The organism is Bradyrhizobium sp. T-1, assembly GCF_053592855.1.
The window spans coordinates 532,901-549,088 of the sequence record NZ_JBSGOX010000002.1 but is presented as its reverse complement, the minus strand read 5'-3'; the positions used below and the strand labels follow the sequence as shown (position 1 = coordinate 549,088).

The following is a 16,188-nucleotide window of genomic DNA, read 5'->3' as shown; positions in this document are numbered from 1 at the left end:
AGAGTGAGAGGCTACGCGCTATGTTGACACGCCTGCACCGTTTGCGATGTGGCGCGAAGCTGAAGAAGACAATTGCCCTAGTTGCCGCGGGGGCTCTGACGGGATGCGGCGCGCCACTCACGTGGCAGGACACTCACACCAAACCTGACGTAATGGATGAGGTTCGTAATCAGGATCTGCTTCCCCGATTTCCGGAACGCACCGCAGAAGCCGATCTGCAAGGCACTGTCCGGCCAGGTCGCGCCCAACTCTTTTCGGCCGAGCCGGTCTCTTCTATGCAGGCAATCGTGGCCCCGGCGACGAGTACCGGCACCGGTCCCGGGTATGAACTGAATTTCGAAAACGCCACGATTGCGTCGGTTGCAAAAACTGTACTCGGCGACATCCTGAAGACGAGCTACACAATCGACCCGCGTGCTCAGGGCAATATCAATATTGCGTCGGGAAGGCCGGTTCCGAAGCAGGACTTGCTGTTCGTGTTCGAGAGTGCGCTCCGATTGGCAGGAGTCGCGCTCGTCCGCGACGGCGCCGCTTATCGAATTGTCCCACAGACAGAGGCACTCGCAGCCGGCAGTCTTGATTCGCAGCCTGCAAACGTGGAGCCGGGATTTGGCGTCTCTGTCGTGCCGCTTCAATACATATCGGCCGGGACGCTGATGCAGCTCCTGGATAGTTTTGCTACGAAGCCCGGTGCGGTTCGCGTGGATAAGGCTCGCAACATGCTGCTGGTTCAGGGCACAGGGCCCGAGCGTCGCACGGTCGTCGATACGGCTGTTGGTTTCGACGTTGATTGGATGCGGGGGCAGTCAGTCGGTATCTTTCCACTCCAGAACAGCGCTCCTGAGCCTGTCCTGACAGAACTCGAAAAAATCTTGAATTCAAAGGAAGGCGACGTTGGGCACGATCTTGTCAAGTTTCAGGTAATGGAGCGCCGCAACGCGATTTTGGCGGTAACCTCCAAGCCGCAGCTCCTGCGAACGGTCCAGACTTGGATTGGCCGACTCGACGCATCAGATCCTGCCCGTGTTGTTGTACATGTCCGCCGGGTCAAGTACGGCGACGCCCGGCAGCTCGCGAAAGTGCTCGGCGAAATCTTCGGCGGAGGCAGCTCAAATGCAACCGACAGCGCGGCGGGACAGGTCGCGCCTGGGAGCGGTTTGGTGAGGACATCGTCCAATGCCGACCGACTACCAGCCATCTCAACGACTTCCAGCTCCTCCACAAGCACAAAAGGCAATACTGATTTCGGCGGAGGCGCACTCGGGGGCGGATCGCGAACAGGGAACGACACTGGCGGCTCGGAGCTACAGAGCGCTGGCCTTAGCGGCAGGCCCGTGATGGAGGGGATTCGCATCGCAGCCGACGTTTCCACGAACTCCCTGCTTATCTATGCGAACGCTCAGAATTACCGGACCGTCGAACAGACCATACGCCAGCTCGACCAACCGCAGGCTCAAGTCGCGATCGATGCGACCATCGCTGAAGTTACGCTCAACAACAATCTGAGCTACGGGGTTCAATTTTTCATCCAAAGCAAAAACCTCGGTATGGCTCCCGATCGAGGCTCCGCCCTGAACGTCCCAAGCTCCCCCCCAGGACAGCAGTCGAGCGTCCTCAATGGCGTCGCATCCGCTTTCCTTAACCGCGCCTTCCCAGGCTTTAATTTCCTCGTCGGCCCTGAGGCGCAGCCCAACATGATCATAGATGCGCTGCACGCGGTGACAGATGTCAAGATATTATCGAACCCTTCGCTGGTTGTGATCGACAATCAGGTCGGCACACTACTCGTTGGGAACGAGATCCCGGTATCGACCGGCACCGGCAACGTTCTCAATTCGGCGACCGGCACCAACAACACGATCATCAACTCAATCGACTATCGCAACACCGGCATTATCTTGCGCGTCATTCCTCGGGTTAGTCCCGACGGCAACGTGCGCCTCGATATCGAGCAAGAAATCAGTCAGGCGACGAACGCGACCGCGAACTCGCTCACGCCGACCGTCTCGCAACGCAAAGTGAAGAGCTCTGTCGCCGTGCCGAACGGGCAAACCGTACTCTTGGCAGGCCTCATTCAGGAAAACACTGAAGTCGATCGTGGTGGGATTCCGGTTCTCGACGAGATACCGAAAATTGGCGACCTCCTGTCGCACCAGAACAAGACGACGACCCGGACCGAGCTCATTATCTTCATCCGTCCGCAAGTCATTCGGGACAGCATTGCCGCCCACTACGTCGCCGAGGAGTTTCGGGCAAAGCTGCGCGGAACGGTCGAGTCCCTTCCTTCCAAGGGAAGACAACCGCCACTACTTCAATGAAGGAGCAACGAGGAAAATGCCGGAACGCCTCTCGCGTTGCTCGCAAAAGTTTCTCACGTTCCGAGCACCGACCCACGTCACGGTCACGGCGGCATTCGTCCTCTGCGCCGTCTGCATGGCGACGAGCGTCGCAGCGGATCCGAGCTCCGCAGGCCTCCTCGGGGCGGCATTCTCCGCCGTTGCCATCGCAATCGCCGTTATAGATGCGCGACTCTTCGTAATACCAGACGAACTGACCATCCTGGCGCTTGTACTCGGATTGGCAAACGTGTTCGTGCAACCTCCAGACTGGATGGTGCCGACGCTCGCGACGGCAGCATCGCGCGGAGCGGCATTAGCCGCGATGTTCTGGCTATTGCGCATCGCCTACAGGTCCGTCCGTCTGCGCGACGGCATCGGGTTGGGGGACGTCAAACTCGCCGGCGTTGCTGGAGTCTGGCTCGATTGGAATCTGATTCCAATCGCAATCGAGGTCGCGGCCGGATCAGCTTTAATCGCCTGCGGAATTGCGGCGCTTCTCCGTCGCGACAGCATCCAAGCCATCACCCGGCTGCCGTTCGGTCTGTTCTTCGCGCCAGCCATTTGGGTCACATGGCTGATATGGAAGGTCTGGTGAGGTTCGAATGATCGTTGCAGATTGCAAATCGACTCGGGAACATCTATGAAGAATGCACGCCCCCTGATCGGAACTTTGTTCCTCACACTGTGGACTATCGGCAACGTGTTCGGCGCCGAACTCTCCGAAAACGGGCGCTCATTCGCGCGGCGACATGTTTCGGCGGCGGGCGGTGCGATTGAAGCATGCCGGTCCGCTCGAGCCGCAGCTGTCTTGGGCTTCAGGCACGAACATGGCTTCAATGTCCCGCAGTCCTACGAGATAGCCGCGGCGTATTACCACACGGCAGCCGCATGCGGTGATCCGACAGGCCAATATTTGTTCGGCCTCTCCTACGATAAGGGGCATGGCGTTGCGCAGGATGGCGTTCTTGCGTACATGTGGCTGAATTTGGCTGCCGCCCACGCTCCTCAGCTACGGCGCCCGTATTACCTTCGAACAAGAGACGCGGTAGCCAATAATCTCACGCCTGCACAACTCAGCCAAGCTCAATGGCTAGCCATTCAATGGCGGCCCGGAACGGCACCTTAATCCCACTTTTCGAGGTTCCGACCAGGCCTTCTTCGATCATGTGCGAATGGTGCTAGCCGTCGCTTTTCGCGGCGCAGCTAGGATGCATCTGTAGACTCTCGGTTCGGCGGCGTGGCGGTCGACGTCGGTTCTGATCTGCTCGGGTTCGGCGCACGAGCCACCGGTCTTGCGCGCCTTCTGCTCAATTCCTTCGCTCGGAATAGCGAAATTCACAGCGAGCAGATCATTGCCGTGCCTTCTTAAGTTACGCCTTGCTTGCGTATTCACGTGGAGCCAGCCCGGCAATTTGGCTATAAAATGCGGAAAGTCAGTCCCATGGGCGGGTGACAAGGTCTGCCGGAGTTGCCGCCCCGGCGCCGAGCGGTTTTGGCGGTCCCAATCCGTCCAACATGATTGCATCGCCTTCCGGCGGCACCAACCTACTCCGCATGCGCCGGCTCGGGCTGTCCTGTGTTCGTGCTGAATTCGTTACTGGGCGTCGTTGCCGAGTAAGAACTCTGCGGCGTAGCACTATATATATCGCGTCAGGGCCCAGAGTTGTGTTACCGCACACAGTTCGAGGGGATGACGGAGCGTGCGCGGTAAGACCCTCACGATCCATATTCGGCCGCAGCCAGTCCAAGAAGGATAGCCAGCACGAAACTTCTTGGGCATCGTTTGAACGCGGCTGCTGGAAGTCGCCTGAGTTGCCGATGCGAAGCGCGGGCCCCCGAGCCCTAGAGACCGATCCGGTCACGTCTTGTACAAGCTATACAGATTGGATTCGAAGCTCGCTTCTGCGACCCTGAACCAGGTCACGATGTCCTCACGAAACTTCAGCCATTCGCTGTAGATCTTGCGAAACTCGGCATTCTTCTCCGTCTCTTCGGCGTAGAGCGAGAATGCCGCGCGATAGCCGCCCTCCATGATCTCGCGCGAGAATGGCCTGAGCTCGGTGCCGTTTGCGATCAGCCGACGCAGCGGCGCCATGTTGCTGGCGTCGTAATGCGACAGCATGTCCCAGGAGGCCTCCGCGGCGGCCACCTCGAATGCCCGCTGATAATGAGCAGGCAAGGCCGACCAAGCCTTCGCTCCTACATAGAAGGCCAACTGCCCCGTGCAATCCCACCAGCCCGGGTAATAGTAATATTTTGCGACTTTGTTGAAGCCCAGCTTCTCGTCATCGTAGGGGCCGACCCATTCGACCGCGTCAATCGTGCCTCTTTCTAGTGCAGCATAGGTGTCGCCGCCGGCAATGTTCTGAGGAACGACGCCGAGGCGTGCGACCACGTCGCCCGCAATGCCGGGGATGCGCATCTTGAGGCCCTTCAGATCATTGAGCGTATTGACCTCGCGGCGAAACCAACCGCCCATCTGCACGCCCGTGCTGCCGCCGGGAAAGTTCACGACGCCGTAGGACTTGAAGAACTCCCTGAACAGTTCGAGCCCGCCGCCGCGATACATCCACGACAGATGCTGGCGTGGCGTCATTCCGAACGGCAGCCCGGTGTCGATCGCAAACGCCTTGTTCTTGCCGCTGTAGTAGATCGATGCCGTGTGTCCTATCTCGACCGTTTCGCTCTGCACGGCATCGAGTACCTGCAGGCCTGGCACGATTTCCCCGGGGCCGAACACCTGAATCTGGAAGCCGCCATCCGTCATCTCCTCGACGTGCTTGGCAAGGCGAACGGCGATACCGTGAATGGTGTCGAGGTTCTTGGGATAGCTGGACGCCAGGCGCCAGCGGATCGTGGCCTTTTGCGCTCGGACGACAGAGGGGGCGGTCAGCGGCAACAGGCCGACCGCGGCAACTCCAACAATAGCTCGACGGGTCTTCATGGTTCCACCCTGGTTCTTTATGATTGTTGATTGTCGTAGGTTGGATCGCTGACGGCGTGCCCGCTCCTCCGGCGCGCCGTCCGCCAATCTAGAGCTTCCGTTCCATCACGGCATCGAAATTGGTGACGGGCGGAAAGGCTTCCTTGTCGATGACGACGTCGATCACGAACGGATTGGATGCCTTCATTGCGACCGCCATGGCTGCCACAAATTCCTCGCGATTGGTGGCGCGTGCGCCCCTTGCACCCAGCGCGATTCCGGCCGCGGCGAAGTCGACGCGCCCGAAATCGTTCGCTTCCGCAACCACATTTCCCTTCCAGCGATATTTCTCGTGATATTCGAAGGCGAGCGCGCTGTTGTTCATGACGATGATCACGACCGGCAGCCTGTAGCGAACCGCCGTCTCGACATCAGCCAGGTGATAGCCGGCGCCGCCGTCGCCGGTAATGCATACCACCTTCTCCGATCGCGCGATCTGGACGCCGAGCGAGGCGGGGAGCGCCCAGCCGAGCGATCCGACTGCGCGGAAGAAGGCGTCGTAACGCAGCGTCGGGAACAGCACGCCGGTCCAGGCAGCCATGTAACCTGTGTCTGCGACCAGCGTGATCTCGCTGCCATAGCGGGAGAGCTCGTCGAGCACCGAAAGCGGGGAGAGGGCCGTGTTGCCACCTGACGCAGCGAGTTGTTCGCGGTGATTAGCTGTCCATTTATCAGTATCGCGGCGGCAGCGGTCCAGCCAGGCGGACGATGTCCGCAAATTCTGCTGTTTAACGAGGTCAAGTAGGTCGGTGAGGAAGATCTTGATGTCGGCGCGGACACCGAGGCGTGGCGCGTAGGTGTTAATGAGGGAAGCCGGATCATGGTCGATCTGGATCACGGTCGCCTTGCGGCTCGGCAAAGTGTAGCCGTTGGTTGCCAGTCCGCCCAATCGGGTCCCGAGAGCGAGGGCGCAATCGGCCTCTGCCACGAGCTTGTTGGCGCTCACCGAGGAATAGCGTCCGACGATGCCGCAGAAATTCGGGTGTGACGTCAGAATGGCCGGCTTGCCGCCAGCCGTGGCGACGATCGGGATGCCCGCAAGGTCCGACAGCAGTGCCAGTTCGGCCCACGCGCCGGCAAGCCGCACGCCCTCGCCGACAAACAGAACCGGGCGCTCCGCGCGCTTGAGGAGGTCGAGCGCCGTAGCAACCTCGGTGCCGAGCGCACGCACCTTGCTGGCGGCATTTGAGTAGGAACGTTCTAGCCGGTTCGCGGTTTGCGGGTCCCCGGGCAGCGCGAAGAAATTCTTCGGCACGTCGAGATGGGTGGGTCCGCATGTCGGTGTCGCCGCGATGTGAAGCGCCTGCGAGACGAGACTCCCTGTCATCTCAGGAGCGGCGACGGCACCGTTCCACTTCGTGACGGGCTGGAAAATGACATGTTGGTCGAGGTCCTGATACTCGTTCATGTGCAGGGCTTGCGTCGCGGTCGCTCCTGTCAGCGCGAATACCGGCGATTGGGCCCAGACGGCATCTGCCAGTGCGGCCGCGACGTTGGCGGCGCCGGGCCCGGCCTGCCCATAGGCCGGCGCGACGCGGCCGCTGGCGCGGGCATAACCGTCCGCCATGTAGACCGCGCTGGCCTCGCTGCGTGCGACCACCATTCGAATTCCGGCATCGCGAAGCGCGATCCACAACGGCTGGTCGCCGCCGGTGAGGAGGAAGAAGTTCTCGACACCGGCATGCTTTAGCGCAGCGGTGATGTCGGTGGCCACGTTGTTTGTCATTCTAGTCCTCCCCGCGCGGGTTCGTCGACCTGCAACGTCAATAAAGTATGTCATACCGTATTATTGCAAAAGATATTTTGTCAAACCTCCCTCAGGGCGCGTAGTAAGCAATAGCTTGACCTCACTAAAAGCCAATAATACGATATTATGATTCCAGATATTTATGCTGCAGGGAGGCGTTCCGTGAAGAAGTACCAGATGTATATCGGTGGAAAGTGGGAGGATCCGGCCTCGGGCGAGTGGTTCGAGACCATGAATCCCTACACCGCCGAGCCATGGGCGTTGATCCCGCGCGGCAATGCCGAGGATGCCGCGCGCGCAGTCCAGGCGGCGCATCGGGCGATGAATGTGGGGCCGTGGCCCAAGCTGAATGCAACGCAGCGCGGCGCGCTGATGCGCAAGCTGGGGGACCTGATCGCGGCGAATGCAGAGCGGCTCGCCGAGATCGAAGTGAGGGACAACGGCAAGCTGATCAGCGAGATGCGAGGGCAGCTCAATTACATTCCGCAATGGTACTATTACTTCGGCGGCCTCGCGGACAAGATTCAGGGCTCGGTCATCCCGATCGACAAGCCCAACATGTTCACCTACACCAAGCACGAGCCGGTCGGCGTCGTCGTCGGTATCATCCCCTGGAATTCGCCGTTGATGCTGGTCGCCTGGAAGCTTGCGCCGGCGCTGGCGGCCGGAAATACCGTGGTGCTCAAGCCCTCGGAATTCACCTCCGCATCGCTCCTCGAGATGATGGCGCTGGTGGAGGAGGCGGGCTTCCCCCCTGGGGTCATCAACGTGGTTACCGGCTTTGGCAATGAGGTCGGGCCGGCGCTGGTCGAGCATCCTCAGGTCGCCAAGGTCGCGTTCACCGGCTCCGATGCCACCGGCCAGAAGATCTACAAGGGCGCTGCGCGCGGCCTGAAACGCGTCAGCCTGGAGCTGGGCGGCAAGTCGCCCAATATCGTGTTCGACGACGCCAATCTCGACAATGCGGTCAACGGCGCCATTGCCGGAATCTTCGCGGCCGTCGGGCAGGCGTGCATCGCCGGTTCGCGAATGCTGGTACAGGAATCTGTCCACGACGCCTTCGTCGAAAAGCTCCTGAAGGCGGCGGCCACGATCAAGATGGGCGATCCAATGCAGAACGAAACACAGGTCGGGCCGGTCGCCAACCGGCCGCAGTTCGACAAGGTCCTCGCCTATATGGAGATCGGCAAGAAGGATGGCGCGCATCTGGCACTCGGAGGCGATCGTGCCCATCGGCCGGAATGCGGCAAGGGTCTCTTCGTCGAGCCCACGGTCTTCACCGGCGTCAAGAACAGCATGAGGATCGCGCAGGAGGAGGTGTTCGGCCCGATCCTGTCCGTGATCCCATTTCGCGATGAGGAGGAAGCCGTCGAGATCGGCAACGACATCCTCTTTGGTCTGGCCGCAGGCGTCTGGACGCAGAACATGAAGCGCGCCCATGTCATGGCTGACCGGCTAAAGGCCGGCATGGTCTGGGTCAATACCTACCGCACGGTGAGCTACATGGCCCCGTTCGGCGGTTACAAGCGCAGCGGTCTCGGTCGCGAAAACGGCATCGAGGCCATCAACGAATACATGCAGACCAAGACCGTCTGGATGAGCAGCGGCGACGAGCCCTATCCGTTCGTGCTGCGATAAATCGCTGAGTTAGGTGATCCAGGGCGCATCGTCTCGGGATCAATTGCTAATTGCTCGTAATATAGTACTATAAGATTTAATGGCCCCTGGGACCAACCCGTGGGGAACGAGGAAACAGGGAGGAGCGCCGCATGAGAGCCGCATCGGTCGTCATCTTGGCCATCGCGGGCCTGTGTCTATCGGGCATGCCGGGACAGGCGCAAACAAAGTCAGTCGTCCTGAAGGGAGCCACTCTGATCGACGGAGCGGGTGGAAAGCCGCTTCCCGATTCCGTCTTGGTCATTCGCGACGGACGCATCGCGGCCGTTGGGTCCGTAACGGCGGTGCCGGTGCCATCCGATGCCGATGTCGTTGACCTCAAGGGCAAGTCCATCATCCCCGGCATGATCTCGGATCATTCCCATGTGGGTATCGTCAGGGGCCTCAAGGCGAGTCCGGACAACTATAATCGCGACTACATCTTGTCCCAACTTCGACAGTGGGAGGCCTATGGCGTCACCACGATCACGTCGCTGGGCCTGAACGCACCTGAATTCTACGATCTGCGAGCGGATCTACATGCCGGCAAGGCGCCAGGGGCCGACATCTTTGGCGCCGACCGCGGCATTGGGGTTGCGATGGGAGCACCGCCCGTGGCGATCGTTCCCGTCGGCCCGAACCAGATCTATCGCCCGGATACGCCCGACGCAGCGCGCGAAGCGGTGAGGGAGATGGCGGGACGCAAGACCGACCTGATCAAGATCTGGCTTGACGACTTCGGCAAGCTGCTGCCAGTCAAAGTGAAGCCGGAGGTCTATACCGCCGCCGTCGACGAGGCCCACAAGAACGCGCTTCGGGTCGCCTTCCACATCAACGACCTCGAAGATGCTCAGGCCGCCCTGAAGGCCGGCGCTGACATTCTGGCGCACGGCATCCGTGACAAAGAGATCGATCCGCCGACGATCGAATTGATGAAGAAGAATGCCGCCTGGTACGTTCCCACCTTGGCGCTCGACGATTCAAATTTCATTTTTGCCGACAAGCCGCAGGTCTCGGCGGATCCGTTCGTGAACCGGGCACTGGATCCCGCCGTGAAGACGCAATTGGAGGATCCGGCTTGGCAGCAGAAGGTCCATGACGCACCAGCTTCCGAGCGCGCCCGCAAGGCGCTGGCGATGAACCAGAAGAACCTGATGACGCTTTACAAGGCAGGTATCGGCATCGGGTTCGGATCCGATTCCGGCGTGGGCCTGCGTTTCCCCGGCATTGCCGAACATCGTGAGCTCGATCTCATGGTTGAAGCCGGCCTCACGCCGATGCAGGCGCTGACCATCGCGACCAGCGGCGCGGCGAAGCTGCTCAAGCTGGATGACCGCGGTGTCCTGCTAGCTGGCAAGCTCGCCGATCTCGTCGTGCTCGACGCCGATCCATCGGCCGACATAGCCAACGTCCACAAGATCTCGGCGGTCTGGCACCGCGGAAAACCTGTTGCAGGGCCGATCGCAACGTTTGCGCAGCGATAAGGAGAATGGGCGGGGCCGGCGACGCTTGCATGCCGTCCTGGGCCACCCCCCGAACTGTTGGTCCGAAGTCTTGTTCTCGATCATCACCTCGGGAGAAACACATGGGACAACTGACACGACGTGCCGTGCTCGCCGGCGCACTCGCCACCCCCTTTGTTGCCAGGGCAGAGGACTGGCCTGCGGGTCAGATGAAGTTCATCATCCCGTTTCCTGCCGGCGGAACGCTGGACGCTATCGCCCGTCTGGTTCAGCCGGGTTTGCAGCAGAGACTGGGAACGACGATCATCATCGAAAACCGTCCGGGCGCAGCGGGCAGCATCGGCGCGGCGGCAGTGGCGAAGTCACCGCCAGATGGCCGCACGTGGCTGTTCGTATTCGATACTCACGCGACCAACCCGGTGACGCAGCCGAGCCTGCCATATAATTCCGAGACAGATCTGGATCCGGTCATGCTGGTCGGTACGGCGCCGAACATCATTGCCTGTCAGCCGTCACGCCCTTACCAGACTTTGGCTGAGTTGATCGCTGCGTCGAAAGCCAAGCAGGGCGGCTTCGCATTTGCGTCGGCTGGAACGGCGAGTCTTGGCCATCTCACGATGCTGCTGCTTGCCAAACGCTCCGGCGCGCAGTGGAGCCACGTTGCCTATAAGGGAGCAGCCCCCGCGGTGAACGACGCGATTGCGGGACATATTGACCTGATCATCGCAGCGACCACGGTGCTCAACAGCCAGATCGACGCCAAGTTGCTGCGCCCTCTCGCTCAGACCGGCGCAACACGCCACCCGACCCTTCCCGACGTACCGACGCTCGCCGAAAGCGGGTTTCCCGATCTCGTCGCGACGCCTTGGTGGGGACTGTATGCGCCCGGGAAGACGCCCAAACAGATCATCGCGCGTTTCAATACAGAGATGCGCGCGGTTCTGAAGGACGCCAGCGTGACGGGACGGATCAACGCGATGGGGCTGACGGTCGCTGCGAGCGATCCGGACTACATGCGCAACTTTTACGCGGAGCAGGCGCATATTTGGGGGCAGGTGGTTCGAGACAACGGTCTCCAGGCCGAGGGTGGATAGCAGATAGACCATCGCGCGGACCGGTTTTTACATCGTCACCCTACCGACCGGATTATTTGGTGCCGCGTCACGGCGCGGCCGTCCCCGCGGACGTTTCGCCCGAAGCGCGGCTTCCGCGTCCAGCGCGGCCTGGTGTTCCGCCGCCACCTCCAGCTGCTCCAGCACCTTGAGGGTTGCTCTCGCGCCCATGTTGACGTGATTGACGGCAGCCTGCCACGCCGCCTGCGGCTTCCGTGTGATGATCGCGTCGATTATCGCATGGACCTCGACAGCGTTTTCCTTCAGGCGTTCGGGCTGCGACAGAACAATGGGACGAAGATAGCTGAGACGTGCGCGAATGACGCTCACGAAGCCCTTGACGACGCTGTTGGCCGAAACGCTCATCAGGAATTCGTCGAGCTGATTCTTGCATTCGAGCACCTTAGCAACGCTACCTGATTTGAAGGCGCGGTCCAAATCTCGTTTGAGCCGGTGCAAGTCCTTGATTTCGCGCTCAGAGATCCGCTCGGCGGCGGTCCTTGCCGTCAGCCCTTCCAGCATACCCCTGACTTCATAGTGTTGCCGCGCCTCGTCGGGGGATACCCGCGCCACCACGGGTCCTTGATTGGGGATGTTGTCGACGATGCCCTCGGCCTCCAGTTGCCGCAGGGCTTCACGGACGGCAGTCCTACTGACGCCGGTCCATGCACACAGCTCGCCTTCCTTCAACCGCTCGCCTGGTTGAAAGCGGCCATCAATGATGGCGGTGCGCAGATTGCTTGCGACCTGTTGCCGGAGCGGTGCGGCCTTGGCCGGTACGCGCTGGACTTTGGAAACCTTCACGCAGTAATTCCTTGTACTAATTCGGTAATTGGTATCATACAATACTAGTTGATTATCCTGCTGCCTAGCTGCGATTTAGTCTCCTCAGGCTTGAGACGCTCGGACTGACATTGCCGAATATCCAACTTGCACTGGGCGAGAACGAGCCGCGGTCGAAAGAGTTGCCGCCGCACGCGCCTTGCCATCCTTGCTCACCAGGCGTCAAGGTCGGAAAGGGGTCCTGCGGATTGCGGCTCAACGAAGCACGTTCTCGCGGTCCTTTTCGCAGATCGCCGTTCAGGCCCCGCAGACCCATTCATACCTACGATGCCGGAGAGCTCGGCAGCCGCCGCCCTTGCGATGCGTTTGCCCAAGCTAGCTGGCGAATGGGCGAGGAAGAAACCAACGTCTACTGGTGCGCTCTGCCAGGCTCGCATAAGCTGAGTGGCTAACATGTGAGGGCCAAAAATTCATGCGGCAAGCTCGGTTTGACGGTTGGTTGCAGAGCTGTCGCGGTCCCGTCCGCACAAGCCGAACGGCATTTGCTATGTATCAATTCGCCCGTTCATAAGCCATGGACCTACGACAGCTTCGGTACTTCGTTTTCGTCGCGGATCTGAAGAGCATCGCCCGCGCTTCGGCTCACCTCGGCGTAGCAGGCCCTGCCATCAGCCGGTCAATCAGTGCTCTCGAAGACGAACTGCGAACGCCGCTGTTCGACCGAGACGGGAGAGGCATGCAGATGACGGAAGCAGGCCTCATGCTGCACCGAAGCGCATCCCAAATCCTGCGCGACGTGGAGCTTGTTCGTCAGGAGGTCATGGCCGAAGGAAAACACCTGACCGGCGACGTGATTATCGGAGCCACGCCGTCGGTTATCGCCATGGCGGGAGCGGAGCTCATCAGGGCCTGTCGCGAACGTCTGCCTCGCGTTCGTCCGCGCTTACTTGAGGGATATAGCGCTTATTTGCAAAACTGGGTGCTGACCGGCTCGATCGATGTCGCATTAGTCAACGGCCTTCAGCCAGATAGCCCGCGCCTCGTCAGTGAGTGCCTTGCCGTCGAGCGGCTGTTCGCCATCGGGCCACCAGGGATGTTCGCTGGCGATCCGGTCGGCCTTGCGAGCCTCCTTGAACATGCTCTGCTGCTTCCGTCGGCTCAAAATCCGATCCGAAGTTTGCTGGATGCGGGCGCCGCTGGCCTCAATCTCTCCGTATCCACGGTGCTGGAGATCGATTCCGTTACCCTTCTGAAAGACCTCGTGCGACAGGGCCTTGCTCCCGCTGTCCTCCCCTTCGGCGCTGTCAAATACGAGCTCGAGACTGGCGTCTTGAGCGCCAGCCCCATTGTCACCCCCGAAATCAGAAGCGATCTGGACCTCATTTACCTTGCCGATCGTCCGCCAACGCGAGTGGCATCCGAGGTGATCGACATGCTTCTGGAAATCCTACGCCAGATCGTTTCCAAAAAGGAGCCGAATGGTTTCGTCGAGATCCGGCATCGCGCCAGCGTCCGCCGCAAGGCAAAGACGTAGCCAAATCGCCGACAGCCAGAAGCGCGTGCCCACATAGCTCGATAGTGTCCACTGCTCGTAAAGGCCGGTGCGCAACACTCGAAACGAGGCAATGGTACCGGAGCCAAAGGCCATCATGGGTGTTAAGCGCTGGCGACTTCGCAATGAAGGCGTGATCCCTTTGTCGGCCTAACTGTTTCTGCGCGTTTGAGATGGGGCGTCTGAGGTTGACCTTCGCCAAACCGTCGCACGGATTCCGGCCGCCGTGAACGGCAGCAACTCCAGCCAAGGCTCAATTTCCCAGACCGTGATCTTCACTGGCCTTTCCGCGTCGGAATTGTGGGGCAGGCAGGGGTCAATGTCGATTTCACCAAGCGTAAGTTTCATGTTCATGAGCGCGCCGACGAATACAATCAGCTCGGCCGCCCGAAATCAGGCTCGGAGGAGCGTTCGTCCCATTGCCGCCGATCGCATTCAATGCGTTGCGTGAATGGAGGCTGCAATGTCCCAAGCCCGATCTCGGATCGGTGTTTCCAGTCCGGTGAAGGACGTCGAGATCGTCACCCGCGATTACATGGTCAAACGGGGCCCTGTGACCGGTGCAAATCGCCGCCGGTATCACCAAGTTAGGTAAGGCTCCAACGAGAAGGCCATGGACGCCGCAAAATATCCGGGCTTCACTCTCTTTCGGCACTTCTTTGCGAGCTGATATATAAACCGCAAGGTTGATGGCGGGCTTGAATTGCGGCGCCTAAGGTGGTCCAGGAGCGGCTCGGCCATTCGGTACTGGGGCAGTTGGATTGTGACGCCATTAGAGTGCGTCGATGGCAGTTTCGATAGGGAGGAAAAATGTTCGGGACCCAATCGGACTTTCTATGAATTCCGCTTCTTTCCAAAAAGCGGCAGCCTTCTCATCGATCGCGTGTACCAGGATGGCGCGAATACCGATCGTTTCAGATGCGTGAACGATTTGGTGGAGGGCATGTTGAAGCAGGTCTTGGCCGAGCCCCTTGCCCTTGTAGGTAAGATCTCGCGCCAAGCGGCCTATAATGGCTACAGGTACGGGATTTGGGAGTCCGTGCCTTTTTATGGGCGGCTTGGGAATTGCAGCCCTCTCAACACTTCCAGAGGCGATGCAGTAGTAGCCTACGACCGAATTGCCCTCGCAAACAACATAGGTGCGAGCAGTCTTGCCCTCGCTGTCGAGGGCGCGATTCTTCAACCAATCGGTCAGGGCTTCATTACCGCAATCAAAGCGGCTAAAGTCATGCGTCGGCTTGAGAAGCGTGGGGGAGGTTATGCCCGCACGCTTCCTCGGATGTTCGATTACTTCTGCCAAAGCGGCTTACGCTTCATCAGTGCCTTCAACTTGGTCCCGGCCGGAGGCGGGTTATCAAGTGCATTCAAGAAGGCATCGTGCTTCTCTGGATCAAGGACAAATAACCTTTGGTCCAAAAGCACATCGATGGCATGTTGCCGCGCACTATCCAGCATGAATTCGCTAAGCGTCTTGCCCACCGCCACTGCAGCGGTATCGATCAAGTGCTTTACCTGTGCGGTAGCGCGAATGTGGATATTGGTTTCGCTCCGGACGCGGCGCGACCTTACTCGCGCCGCAGGGCGCTGTAGTGCTGCTTCCATTGCGGTTACTCCTCACTTCTTATGAAGCGTTATATTGCATTCGTGTACACAATGTCAACACGGTTCGAATGGTTCCGAAGAAACTATCCAAAAAAGGGCCGAAGAGGACATAAGTGACCAATGGATCAACCGAAACGTTCACATAACCCAACTTAACTCCCCAAGTCGATTCTCAACGGGCGAGGTCCCTGGCAACGGTCGGAAAACCAAAAGCGGAAAAAACCCAGCTGCGGTCGAGCGGGGTCGCCGCTTGCTTGGTCAATGCCAAACTAAGCCGCTGTCGGCGTCTCAAATGATTGGACATCCCGGCGCAGATGTCGTCGATCGGCGACATTCTAAAATGTTGTCAAACGCTGACATTTCCGATTGTCAGCGAACGGCGACACGGTAATGTAAGCGATCGCTGACATTTGGATGTTCCATGCTCACACGTACCGCAGCCGATCTTGGCGCCGTCATCCGCGACCGGCGCAAGCGCCTCAAGCTCGATCAGTCGACGCTAGCTAAACAGGTTGGTGTCAGTCGCCAATGGATCATCGAAGTCGAGCATGGCCACCAGCGCGCAGAACTCGGGCTCATCCTTCGCGTCCTTGATGCTCTCGGCATCAAGCTCGATGCAGACAGCAATCTCTCCTCGGGCCACGCCGCCCCGAAGTCCGCCGTCGATCTGGATGCCATTGTGGCGAAAGCCAAGAAAGGCAAGCCATAATGGCCGAGCTCATTGCACTCCTTGAACGAAGTCGGTCGCGTCCGTAGTGATGCACGCGGCCGGCTGATCGTCGACGTTGGAAATCAGTGCATTGAACGTCATGCGTCGAAAAAGTTCTTTCGCATCCTTTCCCGGCTCCTCCGTGACCCGGCGCATCTCTTCCGCCATCAACACATAGGACCAGCGATCGCGCATCTCGACGGCTTCATCAGCTCGCAAACCGGTTAGCCCGCTGATCATCC

14 protein-coding genes are annotated in these 16,188 nt (G+C 59.8%); 8 read left to right on the top strand and 6 right to left on the bottom strand.

Going from position 1 to position 16,188, the window contains the following annotated elements; genetic code table 11:
* Positions 1–20: 20 nt before the first annotated feature.
* From gspD to ACWAT4_RS41995, 3 genes are read left to right on the top strand one after another with little or no spacing between them, the layout of a single operon-like run.
* Complete coding sequence (gspD, locus tag ACWAT4_RS42005; protein WP_128955149.1) at positions 21–2,318, top strand: type II secretion system secretin GspD; 2,298 nt, start codon at positions 21–23, stop codon at positions 2,316–2,318.
* A 16-nt stretch (positions 2,319–2,334) separates the two neighbouring features.
* Positions 2,335–2,934 carry a prepilin peptidase gene (locus ACWAT4_RS42000; RefSeq protein ID WP_128930076.1) on the top strand — a complete coding sequence of 200 codons (600 nt, stop codon included), beginning with the start codon at positions 2,335–2,337 and terminating at the stop codon, positions 2,932–2,934.
* 45 nt (positions 2,935–2,979) lie between these two features.
* On the top strand, positions 2,980–3,465 hold the full coding sequence (locus ACWAT4_RS41995) for an SEL1-like repeat protein (RefSeq protein ID WP_128930077.1): 486 nt from the start codon (positions 2,980–2,982) through the stop codon (positions 3,463–3,465).
* Positions 3,466–4,197: 732 nt separating this feature from the next.
* Here ACWAT4_RS41995 and ACWAT4_RS41990 read toward each other — a convergent pair.
* Both ACWAT4_RS41990 and ACWAT4_RS41985 read right to left on the bottom strand, forming a co-directional pair.
* On the bottom strand, positions 4,198–5,283 hold the full coding sequence (locus tag ACWAT4_RS41990) for a TRAP transporter substrate-binding protein (protein ID WP_128930203.1): 1,086 nt from the start codon (positions 5,281–5,283) through the stop codon (positions 4,198–4,200).
* An 88-nt stretch (positions 5,284–5,371) separates the two neighbouring features.
* A complete protein-coding gene (locus tag ACWAT4_RS41985; protein WP_164933594.1) occupies positions 5,372–7,048 on the bottom strand; it encodes a thiamine pyrophosphate-binding protein in 1,677 nt (558 codons plus the stop codon).
* A gap of 183 nt (positions 7,049–7,231) precedes the next feature.
* Here ACWAT4_RS41985 and ACWAT4_RS41980 point away from each other — a divergent pair, with 183 nt between their 5' ends.
* The 3 genes from ACWAT4_RS41980 to ACWAT4_RS41970 all read left to right on the top strand — a co-directional run bounded on the left by ACWAT4_RS41980 (position 7,232) and on the right by ACWAT4_RS41970 (position 11,282).
* Positions 7,232–8,707: an aldehyde dehydrogenase gene (locus tag ACWAT4_RS41980; RefSeq protein WP_128955150.1), complete on the top strand. Its 1,476-nt coding sequence runs from the start codon at positions 7,232–7,234 to the stop codon at positions 8,705–8,707.
* A gap of 131 nt (positions 8,708–8,838) precedes the next feature.
* Positions 8,839–10,209, top strand: a complete 1,371-nt coding sequence (locus tag ACWAT4_RS41975) for an amidohydrolase family protein (protein ID WP_128930081.1) — start codon at positions 8,839–8,841, stop codon at positions 10,207–10,209.
* 188 nt (positions 10,210–10,397) lie between these two features.
* Positions 10,398–11,282, top strand: coding sequence for a Bug family tripartite tricarboxylate transporter substrate binding protein (locus ACWAT4_RS41970; RefSeq protein WP_449731338.1), 885 nt, complete (start codon positions 10,398–10,400; stop codon positions 11,280–11,282).
* Positions 11,283–11,309: 27 nt separating this feature from the next.
* Here the strand turns inward: ACWAT4_RS41970 and ACWAT4_RS41965 are convergent, their stop codons facing one another.
* Positions 11,310–12,104 carry a GntR family transcriptional regulator gene (locus ACWAT4_RS41965; protein WP_128930083.1) on the bottom strand — a complete coding sequence of 265 codons (795 nt, stop codon included), beginning with the start codon at positions 12,102–12,104 and terminating at the stop codon, positions 11,310–11,312.
* A gap of 553 nt (positions 12,105–12,657) precedes the next feature.
* Here ACWAT4_RS41965 and ACWAT4_RS41960 point away from each other — a divergent pair.
* Positions 12,658–13,617: a LysR family transcriptional regulator gene (locus ACWAT4_RS41960; RefSeq protein WP_128930084.1), complete on the top strand. Its 960-nt coding sequence runs from the start codon at positions 12,658–12,660 to the stop codon at positions 13,615–13,617.
* A 790-nt stretch (positions 13,618–14,407) separates the two neighbouring features.
* Here the strand turns inward: ACWAT4_RS41960 and ACWAT4_RS41955 are convergent.
* Both ACWAT4_RS41955 and ACWAT4_RS41950 read right to left on the bottom strand, forming a co-directional pair.
* Positions 14,408–14,935 carry a GNAT family N-acetyltransferase gene (locus ACWAT4_RS41955; protein WP_128930085.1) on the bottom strand — a complete coding sequence of 176 codons (528 nt, stop codon included), beginning with the start codon at positions 14,933–14,935 and terminating at the stop codon, positions 14,408–14,410.
* Positions 14,923–15,237, bottom strand: coding sequence for a type II toxin-antitoxin system TacA family antitoxin (locus ACWAT4_RS41950; RefSeq protein WP_128930086.1), 315 nt, complete (start codon positions 15,235–15,237; stop codon positions 14,923–14,925). The genes ACWAT4_RS41955 and ACWAT4_RS41950 overlap by 13 nt, the downstream gene beginning before the upstream one ends.
* 421 nt (positions 15,238–15,658) lie before the next feature.
* Here ACWAT4_RS41950 and ACWAT4_RS41945 point away from each other — a divergent pair, with 421 nt between their 5' ends.
* Positions 15,659–15,946 (top strand): type II toxin-antitoxin system Y4mF family antitoxin, encoded by a 288-nt coding sequence (locus ACWAT4_RS41945; protein WP_128930087.1) that lies wholly within the window; start codon positions 15,659–15,661, stop codon positions 15,944–15,946.
* 9 nt (positions 15,947–15,955) lie between these two features.
* On the opposite strand, the gene ACWAT4_RS41940 is transcribed toward ACWAT4_RS41945, so the two are convergent.
* On the bottom strand, positions 15,956–16,186 hold the full coding sequence (locus ACWAT4_RS41940) for a hypothetical protein (protein WP_188637393.1): 231 nt from the start codon (positions 16,184–16,186) through the stop codon (positions 15,956–15,958).
* Positions 16,187–16,188: the final 2 nt, after the last annotated feature.

What these genes read in the sequence shown, in the direction of transcription:
- ACWAT4_RS41990 (WP_128930203.1), bottom strand. Translation starts at nt 5,283, where the DNA reads ATGAAGACCCGTCGAGCTATTGTTGGAGTTGCCGCGGTCGGCCTGTTG.
- ACWAT4_RS41995 (WP_128930077.1), top strand. Translation starts at nt 2,980, where the DNA reads ATGAAGAATGCACGCCCCCTGATCGGAACTTTGTTCCTCACACTGTGG.
- ACWAT4_RS41970 (WP_449731338.1), top strand. Translation starts at nt 10,398, where the DNA reads ATGAAGTTCATCATCCCGTTTCCTGCCGGCGGAACGCTGGACGCTATC.
- ACWAT4_RS41940 (WP_188637393.1), bottom strand. Translation starts at nt 16,186, where the DNA reads ATGATCAGCGGGCTAACCGGTTTGCGAGCTGATGAAGCCGTCGAGATG.
- ACWAT4_RS41960 (WP_128930084.1), top strand. Translation starts at nt 12,658, where the DNA reads ATGGACCTACGACAGCTTCGGTACTTCGTTTTCGTCGCGGATCTGAAG.
- ACWAT4_RS41950 (WP_128930086.1), bottom strand. Translation starts at nt 15,237, where the DNA reads ATGGAAGCAGCACTACAGCGCCCTGCGGCGCGAGTAAGGTCGCGCCGC.
- gspD (WP_128955149.1), top strand. Translation starts at nt 21, where the DNA reads ATGTTGACACGCCTGCACCGTTTGCGATGTGGCGCGAAGCTGAAGAAG.
- ACWAT4_RS41975 (WP_128930081.1), top strand. Translation starts at nt 8,839, where the DNA reads ATGAGAGCCGCATCGGTCGTCATCTTGGCCATCGCGGGCCTGTGTCTA.
- ACWAT4_RS41985 (WP_164933594.1), bottom strand. Translation starts at nt 7,048, where the DNA reads ATGACAAACAACGTGGCCACCGACATCACCGCTGCGCTAAAGCATGCC.
- ACWAT4_RS41945 (WP_128930087.1), top strand. Translation starts at nt 15,659, where the DNA reads ATGCTCACACGTACCGCAGCCGATCTTGGCGCCGTCATCCGCGACCGG.
- ACWAT4_RS42000 (WP_128930076.1), top strand. Translation starts at nt 2,335, where the DNA reads ATGCCGGAACGCCTCTCGCGTTGCTCGCAAAAGTTTCTCACGTTCCGA.